Origin of the sequence: Labrys methylaminiphilus subsp. lupini, from assembly GCF_051161885.1 — a bacterium.
In the GTDB taxonomy this organism is placed as follows: domain Bacteria; phylum Pseudomonadota; class Alphaproteobacteria; order Rhizobiales; family Labraceae; genus Labrys.
Map to the genome: position 1 here is coordinate 4,630,573 of NZ_JBMDIH010000001.1, position 26,812 is coordinate 4,657,384.

The following is a 26,812-nucleotide window of genomic DNA, read 5'->3' on the forward strand; positions in this document are numbered from 1 at the left end:
CGGTAGAAGGCGCGATATGGGCCTATGACCGAGCGCCGAGCCACCCAATTGCGGGATTCGATCGAGGACGAGATCGCCACCGGGCGGTTGAAGCCGGGTGAGCGCCTCGACGAAGTGTCTCTCGCCGAACGTTTCGGCGTCTCGCGAACGCCGATCCGCGAGGCGCTGCAGCAGCTTGCCGCCGCTGGGCTGGTGGAGCTGCGAACCCGCCGGGGTGCCATCGTCAGCGCGCCTGATCCCCGCCAGCTCATGGAAATGTTCGAGGTCATGGCGGAACTGGAGGCCATGTGCGGGCGCCTCGCCGCCCGCCGTCTCCTGCCCGAGGACGAACAGGCTCTCGTCGCGGCCCTGGCGGCCTGCCAGGAGGCTGCCGCCAATGGCGATCCCGACAGCTATTACTATGAGAACGAGACGTTTCACCGCGTCATCTATCGCGCCAGCGGCAACAAGTTCCTGGCGAGCCAGGCAGTGGTCCTCAACAAGCGCCTGGCTCCCTTCCGCCGCCTGCAGCTACGCGTGCGCAACCGCATGAAGACCTCGCAGAACGAGCATGAGGCCGTAGTCGCCGCCATCCGCGCCGGCGAGGCCCAGCATGCCGCCGAGCAACTGCGAGCCCATGTCGCCGTGCAGGGCGAGCGTTTCGGCGACTTGATGTCATCGCTCGGCAAATCCCGCAGCACCGGAGCGTAACCCCGGCGGATGGGACTTCCATCCAGGCGAGAAAACCCCTAGGATCCGTCACGGCGCTGCGAGACGCCTCCGGACCCGCGGGAAGGGCTCAGCCCCCTCACAATCATCGACATCAGGACGACCTGCCCCTGTGCAGCCGATTGCGGGTCTTCGGCTCTGCGCACATGGAGGCACCATGAAAACCCTTCCGGTTTCGCCCGACCTTTCGCACCTCAAGAACCAGGCCAAGCAGCTATTACGGTCCGCCCGCAACGGCGAGAGCGAGGCTCTTCGCCATTTCGCCGAATGCCTGCCCTCGGCACGCGGCCTCGAGCCGGCCGGGCTTGCCGGCCGCCAACTCGCGTTGCACGACGCTCAGTCCGTCATCGCGCGCGACTACGGCTTCCGCTCCTGGAGCGAGCTCAAGCACTATGTCGAGTGGACGCACAGCGCCACAGCCGAGAGGTTGCGGACCTGGCTCAATTGGGTGCTGGAGGGCAATGCCACCCAGCGCCATCTGGCGCAACGCACCCTTGCCGAACAACCGGCACTGTTCGCGCAGGACCCGTGGCTCGCCTGCGTCACCGGCGACGAGGTTCGGCTCAGGGCGCTCATCGCCGAGGATCCGGCCTTCGTGAACCGCAGCGGCGGCCCGCTCGCCATGCCGCCATTGATCGGCACCAGCCATTCCGGCCTGGTCCGCGTACCGGGCTTCAAAGAGCCGCTGCTCGCCTGCGCCCGTCTGCTGCTCGCCCATGGCGCCGACGTCAACGCCAGCTGGACGGACCCGCGCTGGCCGGATTCGCCGCTTTCCGGGCTCTATGGCGCGGCTGGACGCACGCATGACGAAGCCATGACCCGGCTGCTGCTTGAAGCGGGCGCCGATCCGAATGACAATGAATCGCTTTATCATTCGGTCGAGGGCTCCGACGATGTCGGCACCCGCCTGCTGCTCGCCGCCGGCGCGCGCGTCACTGGCACCAATGCCCTGGGCCGGGTGCTCGATTTCGACAAGCTCGACACGCTCAGGCTGCTGCTGGCGCATGGCGGCGATGCCAGGGAACAGGCCTGGATCCATCATGCCATCCTGCGGGGACGCTCCAGCGCCCATGTCCGGGCCTTGCTGGACGCCGGCGCCGATCCGCGTGCCACCGGCCATGGCGGCGTGAGCCTCTATCGCTATGCCCAGCAATATGGTCGCACCGATGTAGCAGCCATGCTGCAGGCGATGGGAATCGAGGAGGAACTCACCCAGGAAGAGGCTTTCGTGGCGGCCTGCACGCGGGCTGACCGGGCCGCGGCCGCCGATATTCTCGCAAGGGAGCCGGATATTCTCGCCCGCCTTTCGGAAAGACAGCTCAGGACCCTGCCTCTGCTTGCCGGCAACGGCGCGATCGAGGCCGTCCGCGTCATGCTCGGCCTGGGCTGGCCCCGCGAGGTGAAGGAGCATGAATGGTCGGCGACGGCGCTCAACAAGGCGATGTTCCAGGGCGACGCCGCCATGCTGAGCTTGCTGCTGGAAGAGGGAGCCGATTGGCGCACCGAGCACGGCTTCGGCAACAACGTCCTCGGCACGCTCTCCTATGCCAGCCAGGCGGAGGATATCGCCAGCGTCATGCCGCAGGACTATGTCGGCTGTGCACGGGCCTTGGTCGAGCACGGCGTGCCGCTTTCGGCGTTCGAAGGCTATGATTTTTCAGACGATGTCGCGGCCTTTCTCAGGGACCGGGCACCGGCGTCGACCTGACGGCCCTCACTCCAGATTGGTATGACGCGCCCGCATCGTCTCGGCGGTCTCGCCGAGACGATCGCGCAGCTTCAGCACGATGATCTCGAACACCAGCATCTGCGCCGTCTCGAACAGCGACCCCATCGGCAATACGGAAACCCGCCCGCCCCGGTCATCCGCCATGGTCTGGGCCGGAATGGTGAAGACGATATCGGCGAGCTTGGGCGTACGCGCTTCGGGCTGGGCCGTGACCACGGCAACGTGGGCGCCGGCCTTGCGGGCGACGCTGATCAAGGCATCGCCAATATTGGAAGCGCCTGGCCCGGAGGAGACGAAGAGGAGGTCGCCGGGACCGATCGGCGGTACCGTCATGTCGGCGACGACATGGACGTCGAGCCCGAGATGGAACAAGCGCATGGCCAGGCCGCGCATCTGCAGCCCCTCGCGCCCGGCGCCATAAATGGCGATACGGCCCGCCGTGGCGAGTGCTTCGATCAGGCCATCGGCGGCGTCGGCGGGAAGGGCCTTTACCACTGTGGCAAGGTCGTCGAGAGCGCTGAGGCTGAGGGCGGGGATGGTCTCCGTCATGACAGATCCAGTTTGTTGCTTAAGAAAACGAACTAAGTTCTAGGCCTATGCCAAGCAATCCGCAACGGGACTTCATGCTTGACTCCACTATAATGGATAAATAATCTCACATTATGGAATCAGCCGACACCACTATCGATACTGAGCTGGGCGGGCGCATCAAGGCGTTGCGCGGCCAGATCCATCTGACCATCGATCAACTCGCCGCCGCCAGCGGTGTCAGCCGCGCCATGATCTCGCGTATCGAGCGCGGCGAGTCGAGTGCCACCGCCCAATTGCTTGCCCGGCTTGCCGGCGGCCTCGGCGTTAGCCTGTCCACCCTGTTCGCCGCCGTGGAGCCGGCGGCTTCGCCCCTGGCCCGGCGAGCCGAGCAGCCGCTCTGGCGCGACCCCGCCACCGGCTATCTGCGCCGCTCGGTTTCGCCCGCAGCGGCCAACGGCATCCTCGACCTTGTCGAGGTTGAGCTGCCCGCGGGTGCCCTCATTCCCTTCGAACCCCAGGCGACCGCCTTCGACCAGCTGGTCTGGCTGCAATCGGGCAGCCTTACCATGACGGTCGATGGCGAGGCCTTTCCGCTCCAGCCGGGCGACTGCCTGCATATGCGGCTCGACAAGCTCGTCATGTTCCACAATCCGGGCGACGGGCCGGCGCACTATTTCGTCGTGCTCTGCCCCTCACGACAGGTTTCCCGATGACCGGCCCCACCATTGCCATCGCAACGCCGCAAGAGGCGGAAGCCCTCGTTCCCGCTTTGGCTGATATCCTGATCGACTGCGTCGAGGGTGAAGCCTCCATCGGCTTCATGCTGCCGCTCGCCCGCGAGGAGGCGGAGGCCTTCTGGCGCGGCGTCGCCGTACGGGTGGCGGAGGGCACCACCCTGCTGCATGTCGCCTATCTCGACGGCAGGCCGGTCGGCACCGTGCTGCTCAGCCCTGAAAGCCGCCCGAACCAGCCCCATCGCGCCGACGTGCAGAAACTGATGGTGCACAGGCGCGGCCGCAATCTCGGTATCGCCGCCGCGCTGATGGCTGCCCTCGAGGACAGCGCCCGGGCCAGCGGCCGCATCGTACTCTGCCTCGACACCGCCACCGGCTCCTCGGCCGAGCGGCTCTATGACAGGCTCGGCTGGCAGAAGGCCGGCGTCATTCCGCGCTATGCACTCTGGCCGCAGGGCGGCTATTGCGACACCACCTTGTTCTGGAAAGATTTAGATCGATGATCATCCGTCCCGCCACCCCGGACGACCTGCCAGATATCCTCGCCATCTACAACGATGCCGTGCTGAACTCGACGGCGATCTGGAACTGGAACACCGTCGATCTCGCCAACCGCCAGGCCTGGTTCGACCTGCGCAAGAGCCAAGGCTATCCCATCCTCGTCGCCGACGTCGAGAGCACGGCGATCGGCTATGCCAGCTATGGCGACTGGCGTCCCTTCGACGGCTATTGCCACACAGTAGAGCACTCGATCTATGTCGCCGGAACGGTGCGGCGCCAGGGTGCCGGGGCTGCCTTGCTGGATGCCCTGATCGGCGCAGCACGCGATGCCGGCAAGCATGTCATGCTGGGCGGCATCGAGGCCGGAAACGAACCCTCGCTCGCCCTGCACCGGCGCTTCGGCTTCACCGAGACGGCGCGTATGCCCGAAGTCGGCCAGAAATTCGGCCGCTGGCTCGATCTCGTCTTCATGCAGAAGACGCTCAACGGCTGAGATCTACGGTGTCCCGGGAACGAGCAGGCTCCCGAGCCTCTCGATCAGCGACTGCCTGTCATGATGACGGCGCACCCAGTCCCGGCCGAGTTGTGCTCGCCTTGACCGTTCGCCGGAATCAGCCAACGCCTGGGCGCAGCAATCAGCAAAAGCCTGCGGGCTCTCAGCGATCCAGCCGCCGGCTTCTTGTGGCCAATCGAGTCCCGCCGCGCCGGCCGGGGTCGATACGAAGGCAACGCCATGGGCCGAGGCTTCGAGCAGCTTGATGCGGGTGCCGCCACCGCTGAGCAGCGGCGCCAGAGCAAGGGCGGCATCCCGATAGAGCCCGGCAATATCCGGCACGAAGCCCGCCACCTCGACATCATCCTGTGCGGCAAGCGCGAGGATGGGCGGCGGCGGCTCGGCACCGGCGACCACGAGGCGGCAGGCCCGGCCGGCCTGATGGCGCAGATGCGGCATCACCTCCCGCGCGAACCAGAGCACGCCCTCGACATTGGGCTCATGCGACAGCGAACCGACGAAGACAAGCGTGGCGCCATCGTCACTTCGGCGTGGCTCAGCCGGCAAGGCGACCGCATTCTCGATAACGTCACAGGCAAGGCCGGCATGACGCGATGCCAAGAGCCGGGCCTCCTGCTCGCTGGAGACGAAGACGCGGCCGAAGCGGCCGACATAGCGCTCGATCAGGCCATCAAAGGCGCGGGCCTCCTGCTCGAGCCAGGCGGCACGGGCCTCGTCATGCCGGGCTCGCGCCGATACGGCCCGCAGGCCGAAAGCGACCGCATCGTCCTCGTCGAGATCGATCGTTGCCGTCGCGCCCCTGCCGAGAACATCGATGCAGGGCGCCAGATAGGAGCGCCCGACATGCACGATATCCGGATCGCAGGCCGCGATCAGGCCTGCAATCTCAGCCATAACCGGCGCGGAAAGATGGCTCGTGATGCTCGGCTTGCCATAGGTCTGGAAGAGCTGCAGGCGCCGGCCAGGATCGGTCACCCTGGCGAGCATTTGGAAGGCGGTATCGCGGCGCCCGGCGCAGGCGACGACATGGAGCCGGACGTCGAGCTCGGCATAAAAGCCCGGCGCGACGCTGGTTCCACCGGCAGCCGGCACCACGATCAGCTCGACCGAGGCCATGCGGGCCAGCGCCTCCAGAAACAGGCCCATCCGCATGGCCAGCCCGTTTCCGGTCCTGTCCGGCATGATCGGGCTCACGAAAACGGCCCTGCGGCGCATCATGATCCTTTCCGCCGAAACGAGTGCAACCGTGGCGTTCCTATAGCGTTTTACGAAAAGCGCCTATGGCTTCATTTCGAAAGGCTGCGGCCGGGTGAGGTTTTCCGGCCGCAGCACGGCGTCGAGCTGCTCGCGCGGCATCAGCCCTTTCTCCAGCACGAGTTCATAGACACCGCGCCCGGTGGCATGGGCCTCCATCGCCACTTCGGTGGCATGGCGGTAACCGATATAGGGATTGAGGGCGGTGACGATACCGATCGATTGTTCGACGCTGGCGCGCAATCGCTCACGATTGGCCGTGATGCCGGTGATGCAGTTCTTTTCCAGCGTCAGGCAGGCGGCGCGCAGATGATCGATGCTCCGGAACAGGCTGTAGGCGATGATCGGCTCGAACGCATTGAGCTGGAGTTGTCCGGCCTCGGCCGCGAAGGTGATGGTGACGTCATTGCCGATCACCTCGAAGGCGACCTGGTTGACCACTTCCGGGATCACCGGATTGACCTTGCCCGGCATGATCGAGGAACCGGCCTGGCGCGCCGGCAGATTGATCTCGTTGAGCCCGGCCCGCGGCCCGCTGGAGAGCAGGCGCAAATCGTTGCAGGTCTTGGAGAGCTTCACGGCCACGCGCTTCAGCACGCCCGAGAGCTGCACGAAGGCGCCGCAATCCTGGGTGGCTTCGACCAGATTGGGCGCGGTGATCAGGTCGATGCCGGTGATCTCGGCCAGGCGTTTGCAGACGATATCGGCATAGAGCGGATGGGCGGTGATGCCGGTGCCGATTGCGGTGGCGCCCATATTGATCTCGCGGATCAGCCCGGCGGCTTCAGCAAGCCGGGCCTCGTCCTCGGCCAGCATCAGCCCATAGGTGCCGAATTCCTGTCCCAGCGTCATCGGCACGGCGTCCTGGAGCTGCGTGCGCCCCATCTTGAGGATGTCGGCGAACTCTTCCGCCTTCGCCTCGAAGGCCCGGCGCAGGATAGCCATCGCATCGATCAGCCGGCCGATGCCGAACCAGGCCGCGATCTTCAGGGAGGTCGGATAGACGTCGTTGGTGCTCTGGCTCTTATTGACGTGCTCGTTGGGATGCAGATGGCTGTACTCGCCGCGCCGATGGCCCATGAGCTCGAGCGCCCGGTTGGCGATCACCTCATTGGCGTTCATGTTGGTGGAGGTGCCGGCGCCGCCCTGGATGAGGTCGACCACGAACTGGTCGTGCAGCGCCCCGGCCTTGATCTCCTCGCAGGCCGCCACGATGGCGGCGGTGCGCTTGTCGTCGAGCAGGCCGAGTTCGCGGTTGGCAAGCGCGGCCGCCTGCTTGATCGAGGCCAGGGCCCGGATCAGGTCAGGACAGGTCGCCACGGTCTGGCCGCTGATCCGGAAGTTCTCGACGGCCCGCAGGGTGTGGACGCCATAATAGTCGTGCGCGGGCACCTCGCGGTCTCCCAAGAGGTCGTGCTCGAGGCGGAATGCGATCTCAGACAAGGCAGGTTTCCTCCGGCCAAGCATCAAGCAGAATTTCCGGGCGCGGCCCACGGACGTGCCGCGCGGGGAAATTCTGCAAATGCTTGATCTCTTGCAGCTTCCTCTTGATCGCGCCCATGGCACGATCAAGAGGAAGCTGCATGGGGTTCTCCCCGGGGCAATGGCGAGTTGCGGCTTCGCGCGCACCGAAGCGTGCATTGGGCAATGATGGACAACCGGGCGGAACGAAGCGGTTCTTGCTTTGCCGGCTCCGTTCCGCCCGGCCGGGAAGGCTCATACGCCTGGCCGGGACTCCCCGCCAATGCTATCGCGGCAAAGCCTATTCCAAATCTGCATAACCTTCAGGCGACGGCCACCTGCGCCGCTTTCCACACCCTGTCGACGAAGGGCCGGGAACGGTCGGCGCTGCGGTAGAGCCGGATATCCATCGGCATTTCCGGGGCGATCACCGTCAAGGACCCCTCGGCGATCTCATCGGCGACAAGGCTGCGCGGCAGCCAGGCAACGCCATGGCCGTCCAGCGCCATGAACTTCAAGGCCTCGGCCATGGAGCCCTCATTGGTGTGGGCGAGATAGGTTACCGGCGCTCCCTCGCGAGCCTGGGCGATGGCGGCGAGCAATCCCAGGAAAGAGCCGCGCGAATAATGCAGCAGCGGCACGCGCTCGTCGCCGGCCTGCCAGCTGCGGCGTTCGGGCCGCGCCGCCACCGCGACCAGGCTGTCTCGCCCGACGGTGAGAAAGGCAAAGCGTTCGGGATCGAGCGGCACCGAGATATTGGGATGATGGAAGGTGAGCAGGAAATCATAGCCGCCTTCCACCAGCGCCTGGATGCAGGTGTGGAAATTCTCCGGCAGCACGCGGCTCGTCACCGGGCCGACCTTGCGCCGGATTTCCGTGAGCCAACCCGGCAGGAAGGTCAGGCAGAGAGCATGCAGCGCCGTGACGGCGAGCACTGGCAGCTTGCTGCCCTCCTGGCGGCTGCGGAACTGCGAACGGCTGAGGGTGAGCAGGTGCACCGTTTCCTCGGCCGTCTCGCGGAATTGCCGGCCATCAGCGGTCAGGGTGATCGGAAAGGTACTGCGGTCCAGCAATTCGGTGCCAAGCCAGACCTCGAGCGCACGAATGCGGCGGCTGAAAGCGGACTGAGTGATGTTGCGGTCCTCCGCCGAGCGCGAGAAGCTGCGCGTCTCGGCCAAGCTCAGGAAATCCTCAAGCCATTTCAGTTCCAAGGCCATTCCTTCCGGTGTGACGAGACGGGCAAGCGCGTGAGAGGCCGGATTGTTTGCCATGATTGGCTTCGCCGTCGCCATGCCGCATTCCCGCTCTGGCATGCAGCGCGGAGTGATGCAATCATACCGTCCTCTCGACCAGTTGCGTGGCCCCGGTGTCGCTGCTCTCCGAACTGATCCTCGCCACGGCCCTCGCGGCCGTGCTCATCTTCAACTGGCGGATCGCCTGGCAGCCAGCCTGGCTGCGCATCGGCGTCGCTGCGGGCCTTTTCTGCCTGTTCACCCTGCTGATCCTGCGGGTCGCCGGCATGCCGGCCGCGCCGGTGCTCGACGCCGACACCCGCATCGCCACCTGGCAGCGCGGCCTGATCGCCCTGTGGTGGTTGCTGGGCGCGCGGTTGACGGTCGGTATCCTGCCGCTGGTCCTCTGGCAGAAGCGCGAATCGAGCCAGCCCAAGATCGCTTCGGACCTCCTGGCCGGCCTGACCTATCTCACCGCCGTGCTGGCCATCGTCAATTTCGTGTTCGACCTGCCCGTCCGCGCCCTCCTGGCCACCTCCGGCATCATTGCCGTCGTGCTCGCCTTGGCCCTGCAGAACACGCTGGCCGACGTCTTCGCCGGCATCGCCGTCGGTATCGAGCATCCCTATGTGGTCGGCGACCGCATCGGTATAGATGGCTCCTTCGAGGGAGTGATCGTCCAGATCAACTGGCGCTCCATCCATGTGCGCACCGATGGCAACGACATCGTCACCATCCCCAACAGCCTGATCTCCAAGTCACGTGTGATCAATCGCAGCCGGCCGAGCACCAGGCGCGATGATTCGGTCCAGGTCGCCTGCGATTCCACGGCCCGGCCGGACCTTGTCCTGGAATATCTGCGCCATGCGGCGCTGCTGACACCCAAGCTTCTCTCCAGCCCCGCCCCCGGAACCTCGCTGGCGCGCATCGGTGCCCGCACCAACAGCTATGACATCAGCTTTTCGGTCGCGCATACGGACCATCTCGGCGCGGCCAAGAGCGCGCTGCTCGGCCAGGTGCTACGGCAGTTCCACTATCACGGCATCCGCCTGGTCAATCCGGGCGCCATCTCGACGCCGATCGGGCCGGTCCAGGTCAGTCTCGGCCCGCTGGAGACCCTGCCTCCCGAGCAACTCCTTGGCGACATTCCGCTCTTTCGCGAGCTCTCGCCCCAACAGCGAGCCGATCTCTCCACCAAAATGATCAAGCGCCATCTCGAAGCAATGGCGACGCTGGCGTCGCAAGGGGGCACCCTCTCATCCCTGATCGTGGTGGCCTCCGGCGTGCTGGAGGCGAGCCGGACCATCCGCGACCATTCCCATGTGGTGGGACGCCTGGGGCCGGGCGACCATTTCGGCGAACTCGGCCTCATCACCGGCGCGCCCAATGCAGGCACGATCCTGGCACTGACCCGCTGCATCATCTTCGAACTGCGCAAGGAGGATCTAGATCCTATCCTTGCCGCCGAACCTGGGCTGTCGGAAGCGTTCGAAGCCTCGGTCCGCCGGGGCCAGGCGTTCCTTGCCCGTGACGAGGCGGCCGCTACCTATGCCCAGCCGGGCCCGCCCGCGCAGTTCCTGGCGCAGATCCGCGCCTTCTTCAAGACGTGATTCCCGGGACCGCCAGCATCCTGCTGGCTCTTGGAAATGTTGCGTTTGCAGAATGGAAGAGCCAGCAGGATGCTGGCGGTCCCAGGATGGAAGTGGTGAAGCCGCGCGCGGCATAGTATGCCTTCCCAATCCCCTCGGACTCGTCAGATGCCTCCCGATTCGCGCCGCCTTCGCTTCGTCTATTTCCTGGTTGCCGGATCCGGCCTCGTCAATGTCGCGCGGGCGATGAGCCTGTCCTTCCTGGCGGTGAAGCTGCAGCAGTCCTTCGGACTGGGTCCCGCCGCCATCGGCGTGTTGCTCGGCACCGGCCCTCTTCTCGGCGCCATCGCCGCTCCCGTCGCCGGGTCGCTGTCGGATCGCGTCGGCCGGCAATTCATGCTGGTGCTGATGCTGGTGCTGACAGCCCTCTCCCTCGTCGGCATGGGCTTTGCCCAATCGGTCACCGCCTTCTGTGCCGCCCAGATCGTCGCGGCCGTCTCCATCGCGGTCTACGAGCCGATCTCGCGTGCCCTGATGAGCGACATCTGCCCGCCGGAACTGCGGCTCAAATATTTCTCCTGGCGCTATATGGCGGTGAATGCCGGCTGGGCCGTCGGTCCGCTGATCGGGATCGCTGCCGGTGCTGCCTTCGGCCTGCTGTTTACCCTTGCCGGCTGCATCTACGCCGCTTTCGCTCTCGCGCTCCATCTGGTTGGCGTGCCTGCGGATCCGAAAGCCTCCGGGAGCGACGCGGCCGAGGAACGCATCTCCGTCCTGGCCAGCATTCGCGCTGCGGCGCGTGATCCGCGCCTGACCTTCTTCGTCGGCGGCGGCACGCTGCTGATCGCCGTCTACGGCCAATGGTCCGCTACCCTGGCGCCCTATCTGAGCACGACCCTGGAAGGCGGCGTGGATCTGTTCGCCTATCTCCTCTCGATCAACGGACTGGTCGTGCTCGTCGGAAATCTGTTCGCGCGCCGGCTGATCGAAAAGGTCGGCGCCCTCCACGCGATGGTGCTGGGCTGCATCCTCATCCTCGCCAGCGAGCTCGGTTTCCTGGCTTCCAGCGGTTTCACCGGCTTCGCCCTCTTCATGGTGCTGTTCACCATCGGCGAGATCCTGGTGGTGCCGTCCGAATATCTCCTGGTGGACGGCATCTGCAACGCCCGAAACCGGGGCAGTTATTTCGGCGCCCACTCCTTCTCGACCATCGGCAATTTCTTCGGCCCGGCGCTCGGCGGCCTGATGGCCGGCACCTTCGGTGGCGCCGGCATGTTCCTCACCTTCGCTGCCTTCGCCGCGGCCAGCGCCGTGATGTTCACCATCGGCACGCGCATGCCGCCGCCGCGTCCGCGCACCCAAGGTGCCCCGGCAGCAGCCGCCATCGAGGTTTCAGGCCTCAGCTCACGCTTGCGTTATGCCTGAACCTCTCAGGCATAGCCGAGGCAGCACAGAGCCACCGGCCCGGTCATGATCGCGCGGCCGTCCGGCAGCAGTTCGATGGAGAGGGCTCCGCCCGGCAGATGCACGGTGACACTGTTGCCGTCTACGAGCCCGCGAAGGCGCCCGGCATAGGCGGCGACGCAGGCGCCGGTACCACAAGCCTGCGTCAGGATGCCCGGCCGCTCCCAGACCTTGAGGCGCAGCGTGGTGCGATCGACGACTTCGGCCACGCCGACATTGACGCCCTCCGGGAACAACGGATCGTTCTGGATGGTCGGCGCCACGGCCCTGACATCGACGGCGTCGAGATCTTCGACGAAGAACACCGCGTGCGGATTGCCGATATTCAGGGCGAGGCCATCGCGAAGCGGGCCGCTGATAAGCGCCAGATGGGCGGTATCGACCTCATGAGCAAGCGGAATCTGGTCACAGCCCATCACGATCGGCCCGAGCGTCACGGCCACCGCCATCGGCCCCGCCCGACGGCAGGCCAGCAGGCCTCCGCCCGTCTCCAGCACCAGTTCATCCCGCCCGCTCTCTTCCAGCAGGATATGGGCGACGCAGCGCGTAGCATTGCCGCAAGCCCCGGCCTCACGCCCATCGATGTTGAAAATACGCATGCGGGCATAGCTGCCGCCGGCTGCCCCGACGGGTGTCGGCGTCTCGATGGTGAGGACCTGCTCGGCCCCCACGCCCGCCTCGACGTCGCAAAGGCGTACGATGTCGGCCACCGGCAAAGCACGCGGATGCACGCGCTGGTCGAAGATCACGAAGTGGTTCCTCAGGCCGTGCATCTTGACGAAGGGCTTCAGCCCCTCGAGGCCGGGCGGCAGCGCTTGGGCGAGGTAATCAGGCAGCAGCATCGGGGCGGGGCCTCATGGCGCAGGGTAACCACGACCGGATTTGTATTGTCCGGCAATTGACACATGCCTAGAGAAGATCCACCCTGAACGAAACAAATATTACTTCCAGGGAACAGCGTGGGGACATGATGGCAGGCCAGCAGCTTTCTGCGCGCGACCGGCTGCGCCCCTGGTATCTGCTCTCTCCGACCCTGATCGTGCTCACCGTGCTGATGGTGGTGCCCATCGTCATCATGACGGTGTTCAGTTTCTATCAGTTCGTCACGGCCGGGGTGGAGAAACAGGTCTTCACCACCGCGAACTGGCACGAATTCTTCACCGACAGCTTCTACCACCTCTTCCTGTGGAAGACGGTGAAGGTGGCGGCGATCACCGCCATTCTCTGCGCATTGCTCGGCTATCCGCCGGCCTATTTCATCGCGATGACGCGCACGCGGCACAAATGGCTGCTGCTCCTCCTCTTGATCGTGCCCTTCTGGATCAGCTTCACCATCCGCACCTTTTCCTGGATCCACATCCTGGGCGAACAGGGCATCATCAACGTGGTGCTGATGAAGCTCGGCCTGATCTCCGAGCCGCTGCGCATGCTCTACACCCAGGGCTCGGTGATCATGGGCATGATCCATTTCTTGCTGCCCTATATGATCCTCAACATCTATGTCAGCCTCGAGGGCATCGACCGCAATTTGATCTCGGCGGCGCGCACGCTGGGCTGCACCCAGGGCCAGGCCTTCCGCGAGGTGGTGCTGCCGCTGTCCCTGCCGGGCCTGATGGCCGGCCTGCTGCTCTGCTTCGTGCTGGCGGCGGGCAGCTACGTCACCCCGCAGGTGCTGGGCTCCACCCGCGACGCGCTCTTCGGCAATTTGATCTACGACACCATCATGACGCAGCTGAACTGGCCGCTGGGCTCGACCCTCTCCATCGTGCTGCTGGTGCTGCTCGGCATCGTCGCTATGATCTACAGCCGCTATATGGGCCTGTCGCGCATCTTCAAGGGGCTGAGCCAATGAGTGACCTGCCCGGCGTGGAGAAGGATTGGTCCTGGCAGGCGGTGAAGCTGTTCACCATCCTGGTCTACATCTTCATGTTCGCACCGATCCTGGTGGTGGTGATCCTCTCCTTCAACGATTCGCAGTTCGGCGGCTTCCCGATGACCGGTTTCAGCCTGCGCTGGTACAGCAAGCTGATGGAGAACGAGGCGGTGATCCGCGCCTTCAAGACCTCCCTTTGGGTTGCCCTGATCACTGCGGTGATCTGCACGGTGCTGGGCATCATGGGGGCGATGGCCCTGGTGCGCTACGACTTCCCCGGCAAGCAGTTCATCAACACGCTGCTGATCGCCCCGGCCCTGGTGCCGGAGACGGTGCTCGGCGTTGGCCTGCTGCTTTTGATGCGCTGGGCCCAGCAGCCACGCACGCTGGTGCTGCTGGTGCTCGGCCATATCATGCTGGCCCTGCCCTATGTCATTCTGGTGGTGCAGTCGCGGCTCATCGGCATCCGCCGGGTCTATGAGGAAGCAGCACTGTCGCTGGGCGCCAACCGCTTCCAGACCTTCCGCGAGATCACTTTGCCGCTGCTGATGCCGGCCGTCATCGCCAGCCTGCTGCTCGTCTTCACCATTTCCTTCGACAACGTCACCGCCAGCCTGTTCTGGCGCCCTTCGGGCGTCGAGACCATGCCGACGCAGATCCTGTCGATGCTGAAAGTTTCCATCAGCCCGGAGATCAACGCCCTCGGCGCATTGATGATCCTGTTGACCGTGGGCGTGCCGCTCATCGGCGGCGGCCTTGCCCGCTATCTCGCCCGCGGGGTCCGCTAAGGCATTTTCCAGAAAGGTTGATGGACTTTTTGACTAAGAAAATGCGTCAAGACACCGAGAACCACCAGGAGGGGAACCGAACCAATGACAATGTCGCAGACCAGGCGCCTGGAGCGCCTCAAAGAACGTTATCTCAATGGCGGCATGAGCCGCCGCACCTTCCTCGGCCTCACCGCGGCAGCGGCGGCCGGGGCCGGCATCAATCTGAAGTGGGGCGGCCCGGCCCTTGCCGCCGCCAAGGACGTGCGCTTCGACGGCTGGGGCGGCAGCGTGCAGGAGGCCATGGATAAATATGCCTTCAAGCCCTATTCGGCCAAAACAGGCAACAACGTAGTGCAGGGCACCTTCGGCGATGAGAACGAGATCATCACCAAGGTCAAGACCGCTTCGCCCGGCGAGTTCCAGGTGATCCATTCCTCAGGCGTCGAATATTACAAGCGCTATGTCGATGCCGGGCTGACCACCAAGCTCAACGAAGCCAACATTCCAAACATGGCCAACATCATGCAGGTGATGTTCGAGCCATTCCGCAAGATTTCGCCGGACCTGTCCTGCGTGCCCTACGACTACGGCACCACCGGCATCGCCTACAACACCAAGGTGATCTCCGAAGCCGAAGCCAAGGAGAAGGGCGTCAATCTGCTGTTCGATCCCAAATACAAGGACAAGATCGGCGGCTACGGCAATATGATCACCCGCGTCTGGTATGCGGCGCTTGCCCTGGGCCAGGACCCCAACGCCATCAAGGACATCGATGCTGTCTGGGACAAGGTACGCGAGCAGCGCGACCTCGCCAAGAAATACTGGTCGTCGGGCGCCGAGCTGATGGATCTCCTCTCCAAGGGCGAGGTGGTGGTCACCGATGCCTGGTCGGGACGCGTCGCTGCCCTGCAGGCCCAGGGCGCGCCGATCGGCTATCTCGATCCGCCCGGTTCCTATGCCTGGATGGAGGACCTCCTGGTGCTCAAGGGCGCCCCGATGGCCGAGTGCGAGGAACTGCTCAATTTCATGCTGCAGCCCGAGGTGATGATTGCAGTGGCGGAAGGACAGAGCTATCCGCCCGCGCTCGATCCCACCAAGGTGAAGCTGACCGACAAGGTCAAGGCGCTGCCCGCCTTCGACCCTACCGGCAAGATGGCGTCGCTGACCTTCGCCGATGCCGCCTATTGGGACAAGCACACGGACGAGTGGACCAAAGCCTGGGACCGCATCGCCAAGGGCGGGTGATCTCCCGCCCGAGAAATCCGGGCTGGCGAGCTTCGCCGGCCCGGCTGCGTCCTAGCCGGCTGCGTTCGCAGCCGGTGTTTCGAACGAGAGCGTGACTGATGACCAAGCCGACGGCCGTGGAACTCACCAATGTCAATCTGGCCTATGGCGATTTCGTTGCCGTCAAGGACGTCAACCTCACCATTCGCAAGGGCGACTTCGTCACCCTGCTCGGCCCTTCCGGCTGCGGCAAGACCACGATCCTGCGTTCGATCGCGGGCCTGGTGCAGCCGACAGCGGGCCAGATCGTCGTGGCGGGCCGGCGCATCGACAATGTGCCGATACACAAACGCAATATCGGCCTGGTCTTCCAGAACTACGCCTTGTTCCCGCACAAGAACGTGCACGACAATATCGCATTCGGCTTGAAATATCGCGGCGCAGACAGGGCCACCATCACCACCAAGGTCAAGCGCGCCCTCGACATGGTCCGCCTGCCTGGCGTCGAGCGCAAGCTGCCGTCCGAGCTCTCCGGCGGCCAGCAGCAGCGCATCGCGCTGGCGCGCGCCATCGTGATCGAACCGGACGTGCTCCTGCTCGACGAGCCGCTCTCGGCGCTCGACGCCCATCTGCGCGAGGAAATGCGCATCGAGCTCAAGAGCATCCAGCGCGAGATCGGCATTACTTCGATCTTCGTCACCCACGACCAGGAGGAAGCCCTGGCCATGTCCGACCATATCGTGGTGATGAACAAGGGCGTGGTCGAGCAGCAGGGCACGCCCGAGGAGGTCTACAAGCGTCCGGATACCCGCTTCGTCGCCAGCTTCCTCGGCCAGTCGAACCTGATCGAGGGCAAGATCCTGGGCGTGTCCGAAGGCCGCCTTGCCCTGCATCTCGACAATGGCGTGCAACTCGTCGCCATCGCGCCGGCCACCGCCCGCGCCGGCACCAGGGCGACGGGCGTGGTGCGCGCCCAGCGCATCCAGCTCGGCTCGCCGAGCGGCCATCCCGGCGAGCTGCGTGCTACTATCACCTCCGCTTCCTATCTCGGCGGCACGGCGGCCTATATCCTCGATCTTGCCGGCCTCCGGTTGCAGGCCAATGCCACCATCGAAGACAGGGTCTGGCATGACGGCGAGGCCGTCGCGGTGACCATCGCCCCTCAGGATGTGCTGCTGCTGGACGAGAACGGGCGCAGGCTCGCCTGACGCCCCGACCAATACTTCATTCGATATCAAGGCTATTTCAGCACCAACGAGGGTCTCCATGCGCTACGACGTCGTGGTTCTCGGCGCCGGCATCGTCGGCACCTCGGTCGCCGCGCATCTGCAGGAGCGCGGCCGGTCCGTCGCGCTGGTCGACCGGCGTGGCCCGGGCGAGGAAACCTCCTATGGCAATAGCGGCGTGGTCGAGCGCTCCGCTTTGCTGCCCGTTGCCTTCCCGCGCAGCCTTTCCGCCCTCGCCGATGTCGTGCTCAAGCGCTATCCCGGTGCCAATTACCACTGGTCGGCCCTGCCGGCCTTGGCGCCCTGGCTGCTCGCCTATTGGCGCAACTCCGCCCCGGACCGGCTTCTCGCCACAGCCCGGATGATGCAGCCCCTGCTGAGCGCCACCGTGGAAGAGCATCGCGCCCTGGCGAGCAAGGCCGGCGCCGATGCCTTGTTTCGCGACACGGGCTGGCTCAAGGTCTATCGCAGCGAGGCCGCGTTCGAGGCCGAGAAACGGGAATTTCCCCTCGCCGCGGAGTTCGGCTACCGGGTGAAGGCGCTGACGCGCGATGAAGCCCTGACGCTCGAACCCAATCTCCGGCCCGATTTCACTGCCGCCGTGCACTGGCAGGATCCGCAGAGCGTCTCCGATCCCGGCGGCGTCACCAAGGCGTATGCCCGCTATTTCGAAACAATCGGCGGGCAGGTCCTGACCGGGGACGCCCGCAGCCTGCGTCCGGGTGCTTCCGGCTGGAGCGTCGCTACGCAGGAGGGTCCGATCGAGGCGGCCCAGGCCGTCGTCGCGCTCGGGCCATGGTCGATGGACCTGCTTTCCCCGCTCGGCTACCGCTTTCCGCTCGCGGTGAAGCGCGGCTATCACATGCATTACCGCGCCGAGGGCAATGCCGGCCTCAGCCGCCCGGTGCTGGACGAGCAGGGCGGCTTCGTCATCACGCCGATGGTCGGCGGCATCCGCCTGACAACCGGCGCCGAATTCGCCCGGCGCGACGCTCCGAGGACACCCGTGCAGGTCGAGCGCACGGAAAAGCTCGCCCGCAAGCTCTTCCCGCTCGGCGAGCGCGCCGAGGCCGAACCTTGGATGGGATCGAGGCCGATCTTCCCCGATTCGCGCCCGATCATCGGGAAAGCGCCACGCCATGATAGCCTCTGGCTGGCCTTCGGCCACCAGCATGTCGGCTTCACCCTGGGGCCCGCCACGGGCCGGTTGCTGGCCGAGATGATGACAGGCCAAAAGCCCTTCATCGATCCGTCCGCCTATGGGGCGGAACGCTTCGGCACCTGAACGAAACGGGCCGTCCTTTTACCCGAAAAGACGCCCCCCTGCACCGAAAGGACACAGGCATTTTCCTTTGCAGCGCCGCGATTTGGTGCTTAGACGGGGCGTAACGAGATTGCGGAGCCGCCGATGAACCCCTCCTTTGCCGCTGATCTGATGGAACGCGCCCGTGACAAGGGCCCGATCACCATCGGTCTGGTCGGCGCCGGCCAGATGGGTACCGACCTCATCGTTCAGGTCGCGCTGATGCAGGGCATCCGTATCGGCGCGGTCGCCGTGCGCTCGCGCCCGCAGAACGCCATCGCCGCCGCCCTGAGCGCCGGGCACCGGCTGGACGAGCTCGTCGAGGTCGCCAATGCCTCGGCGATCGACCGTGCCATCGAGACCGGGCGCATCGCCATCACCACCGACCTGGAGGCACTGGCCGCCGCTGGCCGTATCGAAGTGATCATCGATGCCACCGGTCATCCCGAATCCGGGGCGATCGTGGCTGAGGCCGCCATCCGGCACGGCAAGCATATCGTCATGCTCAATGTCGAGGCCGACATCACCATCGGCCGCCATTTCAAGGCCGAGGCGGAGAAGGCCGGCGTGATCTATACTGGCGCGGCCGGCGACGAACCGGCCGCCGCGCTCGAACTGGTCTGTTTCGCCCGCACTCTCGGCATGACGGTCGTCGCCGCCGGCAAGGGCAAGAACAACGCCCTGAATTTCGATGCCGTGCCCGACGACTATGTCGCCGAGGCGGCGGCGCGCGACATGAACCCGCGCGTGCTGGTCGAGTTCGTCGACGGTTCCAAGACCATGGTGGAAATGGTGGCGCTCGCCAATGCCACCGGCCTCGAGCCGGACAAGCCTGGCCTGCATGGGCCGCGCGCCAGCAAAGAGGAACTTGCCGAAGTGCTGATCCCGGTCAGCCATGGCGGCGTGCTCTCCAAGCGCGGCTGCGTCGACTACACCATCGGCAAGGGCGTGGCGCCGGGCGTGTTCTGCGTGGTCGAGCCCAACCATCCGCGCGTGCTGGAACGCATGACGGACCTGCATGTCGGCAAGGGCCCCTTCTTCACCCTGCACCGGCCCTATCACCTCACCAGCCTGGAGACGCCGCTCACCGCTGCGCGTGCCGTGCTTTACGGTACCGCCGACCTGCAGCCGCTCGACCATCCCGTGGCGGAGACGGCGGCAGTGGCCAAACGCGACCTCGCACCCGGTACCGTGCTCGGCCGCATCGGCGAATATGATTATCGCGGCTGGTCGATGCGTTGGGCCGATGCCAGGCGGGACAATCTGCTGCCGCTGGGCCTGGCTGAACGCGCCTGCGTCACCAAGCCGATCCGCAAGGGCGAGCTGCTCAGCCACGACAATTGCGCGGTCGACGAGAGCCTCACCATCGTGCGCCTGCGCCGGCAGCTCGACCTCGCCGATCAGCGGTTCCTCAAGGCCGATGCGGCCTAAGCCCGATTGGGGGGCTGGTCTTCAGGCCGGCCAGGAAACGCCACGCTCGCTGGATCGAGAAAGGCGGGTCTGAAGACCCGACCCCAAATGCCGCCACCCTGACAACGCATCCCATGTTCTATTATCTCGCTAAGACCCTGGGCTTCCTGATCCTGCCCTCCAACGCGGCCCTTGTGCTCGGCCTCCTCGGCCTCGGCCTGAGTTTCATTCGCCGTGTCCGGCGCTTCGGCCGCTTCCTGATGGGCTTTGCGCTGCTGGCCTTTGCCGTGATGGGCTGGTCGCCGCTCGGCAATTGGCTGATCCAGCCGCTCGAGGAGCGCTTTCCCCAAGCTTCGATCATGCCGCAGACCAGGATCGCCGGCATCATCGTGCTGGGCGGGGCGGTGGACACGCATATCTCCACCACAAGGAACGAGACGGCCCTCACCGATTCGGCCGAGCGCATGACGGCGGTCGCCGGCCTTTCGCGTCAGTTTCCCGAGGCCCGAATCATCTTCACCGGCGGCGTCGGCTCGCTTGCCGGCCAGATCTGGGGTGACATCACCGAGGCGGATGCCTCCAGGCAGCTCTTCCGCAGTTTCGGCATTCCCGATGAGCGTATGTTGTTCGAGAACCGTTCGCGCGACACCTATGAAAATGCCGTCTTCACCTACGACCTCCTCAAGCCCAAGCCCGGTGAGACCTATCTGCTGGTCACTTCCGGCTACCACATGCCGCGCTCGATGGCCTTGTTTCGCAAGGCCGGCTTCGATGTAATGGCCTATCCCGTCAATTATCGCACAGCGGGCCCGCAGGATGGCGTGCGGCCCTTCTATGCGATGAGCGACGGGCTGCGCCAATGCAATCTCGCCGTGCGCGAATGGATCGGCCTGCTGTCCTACCGCTTGAGCGGGCGCATCGACGAGATCTTCCCCGAACCTTGAAAGTTGCACCATGTCCGAGCCCCTGCTTGCCGCTGCCGAACAGGCCGTTCCCATCTGGTTTGCCACCAAGGAGACCGCCGGCGCGGTGCTGGAGCGCCTGCCGCAAGCGCAGCGGGACTGGATCGCCGCCAATGACTTTGAGGCGAGCGCCGGCCGCCACCTGATTCTGCCGGGACCTGAGGGCAGCCTCGCCGGGGTGATCTTCGGCCTCGAAGGCGAAACGGCCCGTCATCGCGATGGCTTCCTGCCCGGCAAACTCGCCACTTTGCTGCCCGTGGGCACTTATCGCTTCGCCAATGCCAGCCATGACGATCGGCTCGCCGCGCTCGGCTGGGTTCTGAGTCTCTATCGTTTCGGCCGTTACAAGCGCAACGATATCAAGGCCGTACACTTGGTCGCACCCGATGGTATCGATCGCGATGAAATCCTGTCGATGGCCCGGGCGGTCGCGCTCGGGCGCGACCTCGTCAACACGCCGGCCAATGATCTCGGTCCGGCGGAACTGGCCGAGGCGGCACGCGCCCTGGCCGAACGGCACGGTGCGGCGTTCCGGGTCGTTGTCGGCGAGGAGTTGCTCGCCGAGAATTTCCCGATGATCCATGCCGTCGGTCGTGCCTCCGCGCGAGCGCCGCGGCTTGTTGACCTCACCTGGGGCGATCCCTCCCATCCCAAGGTGACGTTGGTCGGCAAAGGCGTGATCTTCGATACCGGTGGCCTCGATATCAAGCCGTCTGCCGGCATGCTCCTGATGAAGAAGGACATGGGCGGGGCCGCCTCGGTGCTCGCCTGCGCCAGCATGATCATGGCCGCCGGCCTCAAGCTGCGCCTGCGCGTGCTGATCCCGGCGGTCGAGAACGCGATTTCCGGCGATGCCTTCCGGCCCAGCGACATCCTGGCCTCGCGCAAGGGGCTGAGCGTCGAGATCGGCAATACCGACGCCGAGGGCCGCTTGGTGCTGGCCGACGCCCTCGCGCTCGCCGACGAGGAAGCGCCCGAGCTGATCGTCGACATGGCGACTCTGACGGGCGCCGCCCGCGTCGCGCTCGGCCCCGATCTGCCGCCCCTGTTCTGCCGCGACGAAAAGGTAGCGGCCGATCTTCTCGCCCACGCCGCCAGTGAGAACGACCCGCTCTGGCGCCTGCCGCTCTGGCCGCCTTATGACGCGATGCTGGAGTCCAAGGTCGCCGATCTCAACAACGCCCCCGGCGGCGGCTTTGCCGGCTCGATCACCGCGGCCCTCTTCCTCAATCGTTTCGTCGAGAAGGCCGGCGCCTATGTGCATCTCGACATCTTCGCCTGGACGCCCTCTGCCAAGCCCGGCCGGCCCGAGGGGGCCGAGGTGATGGGCGCCCGCGCCCTCTACGCCTATCTCAAGGCGCGTTTCGGCTGACACGACAGGTCGGTCAAAGCCTGCCTATCGACAGAATATCGGGAGCCGGCCGCGAAGCCGGTCCCACTCATAACCAAAGCCAGTCCAGCCTTCCGGGAATTTGCGCCATGAGTAGCCATGACGAACTGATCCGCCTCACCGCCTGCGAGGTCGTCGAGCGCCTCAGGCGGCGCGAGGTCAGCCCGCTCGATCTGGTCGAGGCCTCGCTCGCCCGCATCGAGGCGGTGGATGGCAAGGTCAATGCCATGGTCACCCTATGCCCCGAGCGCGCGCGCGACCAGGCTCGTCGCCTGATGGCGACTGCGCCAAGCGAAGATCCCAGCTGGCTCGGCGGCCTGCCGCTTGCGGTGAAGGACCTCAACGACGTTGCCGGCGTGCGCACGACCTATGGCTCGCAGATCTATAGGGATCATGTGCCCGAGCGCTCGGACATCATGGTCGAGCGCCTGGAAACCCGCGGCGGCATCACCATCGGCAAGAGCAACACGCCCGAATTCGGCGCCGGCGCCAATACCTTCAATGCCGTATTCGGCGACACGCTCAACCCCTGGAACACCAGCCTCAATGCCGGCGGCTCCTCGGGCGGGGCGGCCGTGGCGCTCGCCACCGGGCAGGTCTGGCTGGCCACCGGCTCGGATCTCGGCGGCTCGCTGCGCACGCCCGCCAGCTTCTGCTCGGTCGTGGGCCTGCGCCCTTCGCCCGGCCGGGTCGCCAGCGGCCCCGACGGCATCAAGTTCGAGACCCTCCCGGTCAACGGCCCGATGGCGCGCACTGTCGAGGATGTTGCCCTGATGCTCGACGCCATGGCCGGCTGGCATATCGAGGACCCGCTGTCGCTGGAAGCACCGGCTATCGGTTTTCGCGAGAGCGCCCGCCGCCGGCAGGCACCCAAGCGCGTGGCCTTCTCGCCCGACCTCGGCGTCACCCCAGTCAATCGCGAGACCCGGGCCATCGCCGAGGCCGCTGCAAGGCGGCTGGAAGAGGCCGGCAGCATCGTCGAGGAAGCCTGTCCCGATTTTGCCGGCGTGCCCGAAGCCTTCCAGACGCTACGCGCGCTTTCCTACGCCGCCGGCATGCGCGAACTGCTCGAGACGCGCCGCAGCGAGCTCAAGCCTGACGTGATCTGGAATATCGAGAAGGGCCGCGCCCTGGATGCCGATAGCATCGGCAGCGCCATGCTCCGCCGCAGCAAGCTCTATGACGACATCGCCGCCTTCTTCTCGCGCTATGACGTTTTGATCGCCCCGGCCGCCTGCACGCCGCCGCTCGGAATCGAGCAGCGCTGGGTGCGCGAGGTGGAGGGCACAAAGTTCGAGAACTATGTCGACTGGCTCAAGATCGCCAGTGTCGTCACCATGACCTCCTGCCCCTCCCTCGCCTTGCCTGCCGGTTTCACGACCGATGGCCGCCCCGTCGGGGTGCAACTCATCGGCCGACCGCGGGGCGAAGCGGCGCTGCTGAGCGCGGGCGCCGTGCTGGAGGAACTGTTGGGGCTGAGCAGGCTGGTGCCGATCGAGCCGAGAATGCTCCATTGTTCGCTCACCGGCCTAGAAATATTCGCTCCTTGATCGCATCGCCCCTGACTCGTCTGTGTGACTTGTCTCAGGTTCAGATCATTGCACCAAACCTGAAAGCGGCCTAGCATGCAGGTTAAAAGCACATGTTAGAGGTAAAATTGATGGCCGATTCTGCAAATACTCCTGAAGAAAATAAGGGCATTACTTCACTAAATGGAAATATATATTTTGATGTCATGAGCTGGCTGCATAATTATTTAGATCCAAAAACATATTTCGAAATCGGAACAAATAAAGGTCACTCACTCAATCTCGCGAAATGCAGGTCGATTGCCGTTGATCCGTCCTTTGCTGGACCGACAGAACCTGCGGGAAAACGTCCTGTTACGATGTATTTCCAGATGAAAAGCGATGATTTCTTTAAGGAATATAATCCCAAGGCGCTTCTTAACGCCGAGGTTGATTTGGCATTTCTGGATGGCTTACATGAGGCTGAGACGCTCCTGAGGGACTTCTATAATACGGAGATGTACTGCAAGAAGAACTCCATCATTTGCATTCATGATTGCGTTCCTACGAATACATCGATGCTTACACGAGCTCATAATGGCTCCTTTTGGACTGGAGATGTATGGAAGGTATTATCTATACTTAAGGAATATAGATCGGATCTTAACATTTACGTTTTTGACGCTCCACCTACAGGCTTAGTTGTTTGTACAAATCTCGACCCTCAGTCAAAACTCCTTGAAGAGAATTATTGGGATATCTGGCGAAAGTGGTCAAGAATAGATCTGGAATCATATGGATATGATAGATTTATTGAGCAATGTGAAATAATATCGACCTCAAAATTAAGGACAGCCGAGGAAATGAGGCGCTTCTTCTGGCTATGATTTGTGAGTTCCAATATCAATGACGATCGGAGCGAGCTCAGCGGTCACCTCGAATTCTGATCGCCCCTCCTCACAGGCCACGCCTGCAGGCGGAGATTAGGGCGGCCAAACCAGAGGCAAGGCAATTACCTCTGGCTCCCTGCTTGCCGTTCATGACACATTAAAAAGATCCAGAAACCCTCAAAACAATGATTTTATGAAATGAGTTTCAAAAGAGATTCAGCGACCGCTCTTGTATCTTTACAATGCAATGCGTACCCGGTATCTGAGGTCTTGCCGACCTCGGCTATAAGGTCCGTATAATAATATTCCGTCTTGCTGTTGAATGCTATATCCAGCAGACCATAGTTCGGATTAACTCGCTCTCCATGCGCTATCATTATCTGCCGAGCCTGGCTTTGAGCAAAGCCCGCGGAATGAAAAGCCGATCCTACCGTTCCTAAAATTACTTCCCTGTCTCTAAACAGCAATAACTGATCTTTAATTGACATAGTTTCAGGATATACAATATCCACACCCTTTTCTTTCAATATATTTTCTATTTCTATTTCATTTACAATTCCACTTATCTTATGAGTTAGTTTTGTTTTTGAAATATATACCGGTGTGCTGTTCGCATTCCGACGCGCATCGCCTAAGATATTAGAACCTATTCTCGTAAACAATTCTTGTGTTGCTTGCGGATGAACCCATGCATTCTGTCGGAGACAGGGCAGAGCAATTTCAACATCATGATATATTTCAGGCCGGGTACATTGAATGATGTCCGATCGCTGAATCCCCAAGGCGGACAAGAAAACCTGTACGAAATGATGATTGATCCATTGATCCATAGGCCATTGCGCCTGAACCAGCACTTTCCTGCCGCCAAGCCCATGTTGTGCTACCGACCATAAGCGCGGCAACGTCTCGAACAGGAAGTGTCCATAATAGAGGTTGATCCGACCGCCGAAAATCACATTGGACACGCCTCCATCGACAACATTATCCAGAGAACAAGGCATTTCCGGAACTTGGACGAGATCCTCGTTCTGTGGACCTTTGTAGTCGGTGGCGTCGCGAATGATGGTCCCTTGAAGATCGAACACACCCCATTTGCCGAAGGCCACCATTGGCGTGAATATAGCTTTGGCGACATGGCCAATCACCGGATCTCCCGCCCTTGCTTCGGTTGTGTTCCAGCGGGGGTCGTTCCAGAACCCTGCACAGGGTCGCAATACAGAATTTGACAACAAGTTATCCATGTCTTTCGTACCTGGAATCGCCTGGGAGAAGCTTCGTTTCCAGGACTAATTTCAAATTGTGGCGATCTATTTACGCCCGGAGAATGAATCAGCGCGTCGAAAGAATGTAGCTCCGACTGAGACGCTCCAAGATAAGTCCCAACCCAAGGGTTACGACACCAAATTCAATGGCATAGCTGCGATCAAGCAAATCCTCGCCATAACCTCGATAATAGGCCGATCGCATCCACTCAACTACCTGAAGCGCAGGATTGTAGGAAAGCCAGGTACGAAACGGGTCAGGTACAGAACTCGGCACAAAAGCGACACCGGATGCCGCCCACATCGCAATATTAAACAACGTATAACCTGTCATCCACATCTGGTTCATCATCATGATCACACTGTTGAGAACGCCCATTCCCAATCCCAGTATGACCGCTGCGCAGAGAGCAAAAAATGCTTCCGCCATATCATAGGGGACAATGGGAATATCGAAGGACCAGCCGAGAATGATCATTATGATGGTAACCGTAAAAGCTGATAACATTTCCAATATAGCTACCGCTATTAAAACATCTACTAATTTAACTTCTGGAAGAGCCAACAAGGGTTTGTTTGCAATAAGATCTACCATCATAAAGCGAGCCAGGTAAGAAAACACCATAAATGGTATTGACCCTGTCGCAATAAATAAGACGACACTATCTCCAAAAGGCGCAGCTCGATGGCTGATTGACATAATGGCGATCAATATCAAGATATGTGAAACTGGCCACCCAACCGCGAATATATAGCCTAGTCCATGACCAAAAAAACGGGTTCTCATGGTGCGCAGGATCAGGGCAGCGAGCACCTGACGTTGCCTTCTCATTGCAACCCAGAAGCTCGGTACTTGGTACTGAATGGTACTCACGCGAAATACATCCCGAGTCCGCCAAGTGATCGGCCTATGAGGCTAAGGCAGCGGAGAAATTCATTCCGCCTCCCTGCAACCACACCCCGAAGCCAGGTGTCTTTGCCAGAATGCGTATATCACGCACGCCCCCAGCAACCAAACCATGAATATATTCCAAATAGGGCAAGTTTTAATTTTAGTACCACTATCAGATCATCGCGAAACAATAAAAGACAAAGTTATCGATATGAATTTGTATATTTCATGCAATTTTCGGTAATTCTCTGAAATATCCTTATAAAGGATGGGAATAACCATTAAATTAATAGCTAATACTCAAAAACTCACGTAAATCAGGCTAATTTATTGTGTCCAGATGGGAGAATTATTATTTTAGAATCAAAAATAAATTACTGCCTTC

25 protein-coding genes are annotated in these 26,812 nt (G+C 62.9%); 17 read left to right on the forward strand and 8 right to left on the reverse strand.

Going from position 1 to position 26,812, the window contains the following annotated elements:
* Positions 1 to 24: 24 nt before the first annotated feature.
* Both ACN6KF_RS21760 and ACN6KF_RS21765 read left to right on the forward strand, forming a co-directional pair.
* Entirely contained in the window at positions 25 to 690 is a 666-nt protein-coding gene (locus ACN6KF_RS21760) for a GntR family transcriptional regulator (RefSeq protein WP_434958854.1), read from the forward strand.
* A 175-nt stretch (positions 691 to 865) separates the two neighbouring features.
* Positions 866 to 2,416, forward strand: coding sequence for an ankyrin repeat domain-containing protein (locus tag ACN6KF_RS21765; protein ID WP_434958855.1), 1,551 nt, complete (start codon positions 866 to 868; stop codon positions 2,414 to 2,416).
* Between the two features lie 6 nt (positions 2,417 to 2,422).
* Here the strand turns inward: ACN6KF_RS21765 and ACN6KF_RS21770 are convergent, their stop codons facing one another.
* A complete protein-coding gene (locus ACN6KF_RS21770; protein WP_434958856.1) occupies positions 2,423 to 2,986 on the reverse strand; it encodes an SIS domain-containing protein in 564 nt (187 codons plus the stop codon).
* Positions 2,987 to 3,099: 113 nt separating this feature from the next.
* Between ACN6KF_RS21770 and ACN6KF_RS21775 the strand changes: the two genes are divergently transcribed.
* Genes ACN6KF_RS21775 through ACN6KF_RS21785 form a run of 3 tightly spaced genes read left to right on the forward strand, consistent with a single transcriptional unit; the run spans position 3,100 to position 4,696 of the window.
* Positions 3,100 to 3,681: a helix-turn-helix domain-containing protein gene (locus ACN6KF_RS21775; protein WP_434958857.1), complete on the forward strand. Its 582-nt coding sequence runs from the start codon at positions 3,100 to 3,102 to the stop codon at positions 3,679 to 3,681.
* Positions 3,678 to 4,205 (forward strand): GNAT family N-acetyltransferase, encoded by a 528-nt coding sequence (locus tag ACN6KF_RS21780; RefSeq protein WP_434958858.1) that lies wholly within the window; start codon positions 3,678 to 3,680, stop codon positions 4,203 to 4,205. Before ACN6KF_RS21775 ends, ACN6KF_RS21780 begins: the two co-directional genes overlap by 4 nt.
* Positions 4,202 to 4,696: a GNAT family N-acetyltransferase gene (locus tag ACN6KF_RS21785; RefSeq protein ID WP_434958859.1), complete on the forward strand. Its 495-nt coding sequence runs from the start codon at positions 4,202 to 4,204 to the stop codon at positions 4,694 to 4,696. Before ACN6KF_RS21780 ends, ACN6KF_RS21785 begins: the two co-directional genes overlap by 4 nt.
* A 3-nt stretch (positions 4,697 to 4,699) precedes the next feature.
* On the opposite strand, the gene ACN6KF_RS21790 is transcribed toward ACN6KF_RS21785, so the two are convergent.
* The 4 genes from ACN6KF_RS21790 to ACN6KF_RS21805 form a co-directional block, all read right to left on the reverse strand.
* Positions 4,700 to 5,935, reverse strand: coding sequence for a glycosyltransferase family 4 protein (locus ACN6KF_RS21790; protein ID WP_434958860.1), 1,236 nt, complete (start codon positions 5,933 to 5,935; stop codon positions 4,700 to 4,702).
* A 60-nt stretch (positions 5,936 to 5,995) separates the two neighbouring features.
* Positions 5,996 to 7,414 carry an aspartate ammonia-lyase gene (aspA, locus tag ACN6KF_RS21795; RefSeq protein WP_434958861.1) on the reverse strand — a complete coding sequence of 473 codons (1,419 nt, stop codon included), beginning with the start codon at positions 7,412 to 7,414 and terminating at the stop codon, positions 5,996 to 5,998.
* Positions 7,407 to 7,556, reverse strand: a complete 150-nt coding sequence (locus ACN6KF_RS21800) for a hypothetical protein (protein ID WP_434958862.1) — start codon at positions 7,554 to 7,556, stop codon at positions 7,407 to 7,409. The genes aspA and ACN6KF_RS21800 overlap by 8 nt, the downstream gene beginning before the upstream one ends.
* 199 nt (positions 7,557 to 7,755) lie before the next feature.
* On the reverse strand, positions 7,756 to 8,643 hold the full coding sequence (locus ACN6KF_RS21805) for a LysR substrate-binding domain-containing protein (RefSeq protein ID WP_434959736.1): 888 nt from the start codon (positions 8,641 to 8,643) through the stop codon (positions 7,756 to 7,758).
* 146 nt (positions 8,644 to 8,789) lie between these two features.
* Between ACN6KF_RS21805 and ACN6KF_RS21810 the strand changes: the two genes are divergently transcribed.
* Both ACN6KF_RS21810 and ACN6KF_RS21815 read left to right on the forward strand, forming a co-directional pair.
* Positions 8,790 to 10,274 (forward strand): mechanosensitive ion channel family protein, encoded by a 1,485-nt coding sequence (locus tag ACN6KF_RS21810; protein ID WP_434958863.1) that lies wholly within the window; start codon positions 8,790 to 8,792, stop codon positions 10,272 to 10,274.
* A 147-nt stretch (positions 10,275 to 10,421) separates the two neighbouring features.
* Positions 10,422 to 11,678, forward strand: a complete 1,257-nt coding sequence (locus ACN6KF_RS21815) for an MFS transporter (RefSeq protein WP_434958864.1) — start codon at positions 10,422 to 10,424, stop codon at positions 11,676 to 11,678.
* A 5-nt stretch (positions 11,679 to 11,683) separates the two neighbouring features.
* Here the strand turns inward: ACN6KF_RS21815 and dapF are convergent, their stop codons facing one another.
* Positions 11,684 to 12,559 carry a diaminopimelate epimerase gene (gene dapF, locus ACN6KF_RS21820; protein ID WP_434958865.1) on the reverse strand — a complete coding sequence of 292 codons (876 nt, stop codon included), beginning with the start codon at positions 12,557 to 12,559 and terminating at the stop codon, positions 11,684 to 11,686.
* 128 nt (positions 12,560 to 12,687) lie between these two features.
* Here dapF and ACN6KF_RS21825 point away from each other — a divergent pair, with 128 nt between their 5' ends.
* The 10 genes from ACN6KF_RS21825 to ACN6KF_RS21870 all read left to right on the forward strand — a co-directional run bounded on the left by ACN6KF_RS21825 (position 12,688) and on the right by ACN6KF_RS21870 (position 24,270).
* Positions 12,688 to 13,569, forward strand: coding sequence for an ABC transporter permease (locus ACN6KF_RS21825; RefSeq protein ID WP_434959737.1), 882 nt, complete (start codon positions 12,688 to 12,690; stop codon positions 13,567 to 13,569).
* Positions 13,566 to 14,378: an ABC transporter permease gene (locus ACN6KF_RS21830; RefSeq protein ID WP_434958866.1), complete on the forward strand. Its 813-nt coding sequence runs from the start codon at positions 13,566 to 13,568 to the stop codon at positions 14,376 to 14,378. The genes ACN6KF_RS21825 and ACN6KF_RS21830 overlap by 4 nt, the downstream gene beginning before the upstream one ends.
* Positions 14,379 to 14,462: 84 nt before the next feature.
* A complete protein-coding gene (locus ACN6KF_RS21835) occupies positions 14,463 to 15,605 on the forward strand; it encodes an extracellular solute-binding protein (RefSeq protein WP_434958867.1) in 1,143 nt (380 codons plus the stop codon).
* Between the two features lie 98 nt (positions 15,606 to 15,703).
* Positions 15,704 to 16,792 (forward strand): ABC transporter ATP-binding protein, encoded by a 1,089-nt coding sequence (locus tag ACN6KF_RS21840; RefSeq protein ID WP_434958868.1) that lies wholly within the window; start codon positions 15,704 to 15,706, stop codon positions 16,790 to 16,792.
* 58 nt (positions 16,793 to 16,850) lie between these two features.
* Positions 16,851 to 18,095 (forward strand): NAD(P)/FAD-dependent oxidoreductase, encoded by a 1,245-nt coding sequence (locus tag ACN6KF_RS21845; RefSeq protein ID WP_434958869.1) that lies wholly within the window; start codon positions 16,851 to 16,853, stop codon positions 18,093 to 18,095.
* Positions 18,096 to 18,218: 123 nt separating this feature from the next.
* A complete protein-coding gene (locus ACN6KF_RS21850) occupies positions 18,219 to 19,544 on the forward strand; it encodes an NAD(P)H-dependent oxidoreductase (RefSeq protein ID WP_434958870.1) in 1,326 nt (441 codons plus the stop codon).
* A 113-nt stretch (positions 19,545 to 19,657) separates the two neighbouring features.
* Positions 19,658 to 20,467: a YdcF family protein gene (locus tag ACN6KF_RS21855; protein ID WP_434958871.1), complete on the forward strand. Its 810-nt coding sequence runs from the start codon at positions 19,658 to 19,660 to the stop codon at positions 20,465 to 20,467.
* Positions 20,468 to 20,477: 10 nt separating this feature from the next.
* Positions 20,478 to 21,857 (forward strand): leucyl aminopeptidase family protein, encoded by a 1,380-nt coding sequence (locus ACN6KF_RS21860; protein WP_434958872.1) that lies wholly within the window; start codon positions 20,478 to 20,480, stop codon positions 21,855 to 21,857.
* Between the two features lie 107 nt (positions 21,858 to 21,964).
* Positions 21,965 to 23,425: an amidase gene (locus ACN6KF_RS21865; protein ID WP_434958873.1), complete on the forward strand. Its 1,461-nt coding sequence runs from the start codon at positions 21,965 to 21,967 to the stop codon at positions 23,423 to 23,425.
* Between the two features lie 110 nt (positions 23,426 to 23,535).
* Positions 23,536 to 24,270, forward strand: coding sequence for a class I SAM-dependent methyltransferase (locus ACN6KF_RS21870; RefSeq protein ID WP_434958874.1), 735 nt, complete (start codon positions 23,536 to 23,538; stop codon positions 24,268 to 24,270).
* 194 nt (positions 24,271 to 24,464) lie between these two features.
* Here ACN6KF_RS21870 and ACN6KF_RS21875 read toward each other — a convergent pair whose 3' ends face one another.
* On the reverse strand, positions 24,465 to 25,514 hold the full coding sequence (locus ACN6KF_RS21875; RefSeq protein WP_434958875.1) for a glycosyltransferase family 61 protein: 1,050 nt from the start codon (positions 25,512 to 25,514) through the stop codon (positions 24,465 to 24,467).
* Between the two features lie 88 nt (positions 25,515 to 25,602).
* On the reverse strand, positions 25,603 to 26,409 hold the full coding sequence (locus tag ACN6KF_RS21880; protein WP_434958876.1) for an ABC transporter permease: 807 nt from the start codon (positions 26,407 to 26,409) through the stop codon (positions 25,603 to 25,605).
* Positions 26,410 to 26,812 lie beyond the last annotated feature (403 nt).

What these genes read in the sequence shown, in the direction of transcription:
- ACN6KF_RS21760 (WP_434958854.1), top strand. Translation starts at nt 25, where the DNA reads ATGACCGAGCGCCGAGCCACCCAATTGCGGGATTCGATCGAGGACGAG.
- ACN6KF_RS21765 (WP_434958855.1), top strand. Translation starts at nt 866, where the DNA reads ATGAAAACCCTTCCGGTTTCGCCCGACCTTTCGCACCTCAAGAACCAG.
- ACN6KF_RS21770 (WP_434958856.1), bottom strand. Translation starts at nt 2,986, where the DNA reads ATGACGGAGACCATCCCCGCCCTCAGCCTCAGCGCTCTCGACGACCTT.
- ACN6KF_RS21775 (WP_434958857.1), top strand. Translation starts at nt 3,100, where the DNA reads ATGGAATCAGCCGACACCACTATCGATACTGAGCTGGGCGGGCGCATC.
- ACN6KF_RS21780 (WP_434958858.1), top strand. Translation starts at nt 3,678, where the DNA reads ATGACCGGCCCCACCATTGCCATCGCAACGCCGCAAGAGGCGGAAGCC.
- ACN6KF_RS21785 (WP_434958859.1), top strand. Translation starts at nt 4,202, where the DNA reads ATGATCATCCGTCCCGCCACCCCGGACGACCTGCCAGATATCCTCGCC.
- ACN6KF_RS21790 (WP_434958860.1), bottom strand. Translation starts at nt 5,935, where the DNA reads ATGATGCGCCGCAGGGCCGTTTTCGTGAGCCCGATCATGCCGGACAGG.
- ACN6KF_RS21800 (WP_434958862.1), bottom strand. Translation starts at nt 7,556, where the DNA reads ATGCAGCTTCCTCTTGATCGTGCCATGGGCGCGATCAAGAGGAAGCTG.
- ACN6KF_RS21815 (WP_434958864.1), top strand. Translation starts at nt 10,422, where the DNA reads ATGCCTCCCGATTCGCGCCGCCTTCGCTTCGTCTATTTCCTGGTTGCC.
- dapF (WP_434958865.1), bottom strand. Translation starts at nt 12,559, where the DNA reads ATGCTGCTGCCTGATTACCTCGCCCAAGCGCTGCCGCCCGGCCTCGAG.
- ACN6KF_RS21825 (WP_434959737.1), top strand. Translation starts at nt 12,688, where the DNA reads ATGGCAGGCCAGCAGCTTTCTGCGCGCGACCGGCTGCGCCCCTGGTAT.
- ACN6KF_RS21830 (WP_434958866.1), top strand. Translation starts at nt 13,566, where the DNA reads ATGAGTGACCTGCCCGGCGTGGAGAAGGATTGGTCCTGGCAGGCGGTG.
- ACN6KF_RS21835 (WP_434958867.1), top strand. Translation starts at nt 14,463, where the DNA reads ATGACAATGTCGCAGACCAGGCGCCTGGAGCGCCTCAAAGAACGTTAT.
- ACN6KF_RS21840 (WP_434958868.1), top strand. Translation starts at nt 15,704, where the DNA reads ATGACCAAGCCGACGGCCGTGGAACTCACCAATGTCAATCTGGCCTAT.
- ACN6KF_RS21845 (WP_434958869.1), top strand. Translation starts at nt 16,851, where the DNA reads ATGCGCTACGACGTCGTGGTTCTCGGCGCCGGCATCGTCGGCACCTCG.
- ACN6KF_RS21850 (WP_434958870.1), top strand. Translation starts at nt 18,219, where the DNA reads ATGAACCCCTCCTTTGCCGCTGATCTGATGGAACGCGCCCGTGACAAG.
- ACN6KF_RS21855 (WP_434958871.1), top strand. Translation starts at nt 19,658, where the DNA reads ATGTTCTATTATCTCGCTAAGACCCTGGGCTTCCTGATCCTGCCCTCC.
- ACN6KF_RS21860 (WP_434958872.1), top strand. Translation starts at nt 20,478, where the DNA reads ATGTCCGAGCCCCTGCTTGCCGCTGCCGAACAGGCCGTTCCCATCTGG.
- ACN6KF_RS21865 (WP_434958873.1), top strand. Translation starts at nt 21,965, where the DNA reads ATGAGTAGCCATGACGAACTGATCCGCCTCACCGCCTGCGAGGTCGTC.
- ACN6KF_RS21870 (WP_434958874.1), top strand. Translation starts at nt 23,536, where the DNA reads ATGGCCGATTCTGCAAATACTCCTGAAGAAAATAAGGGCATTACTTCA.
- ACN6KF_RS21875 (WP_434958875.1), bottom strand. Translation starts at nt 25,514, where the DNA reads ATGGATAACTTGTTGTCAAATTCTGTATTGCGACCCTGTGCAGGGTTC.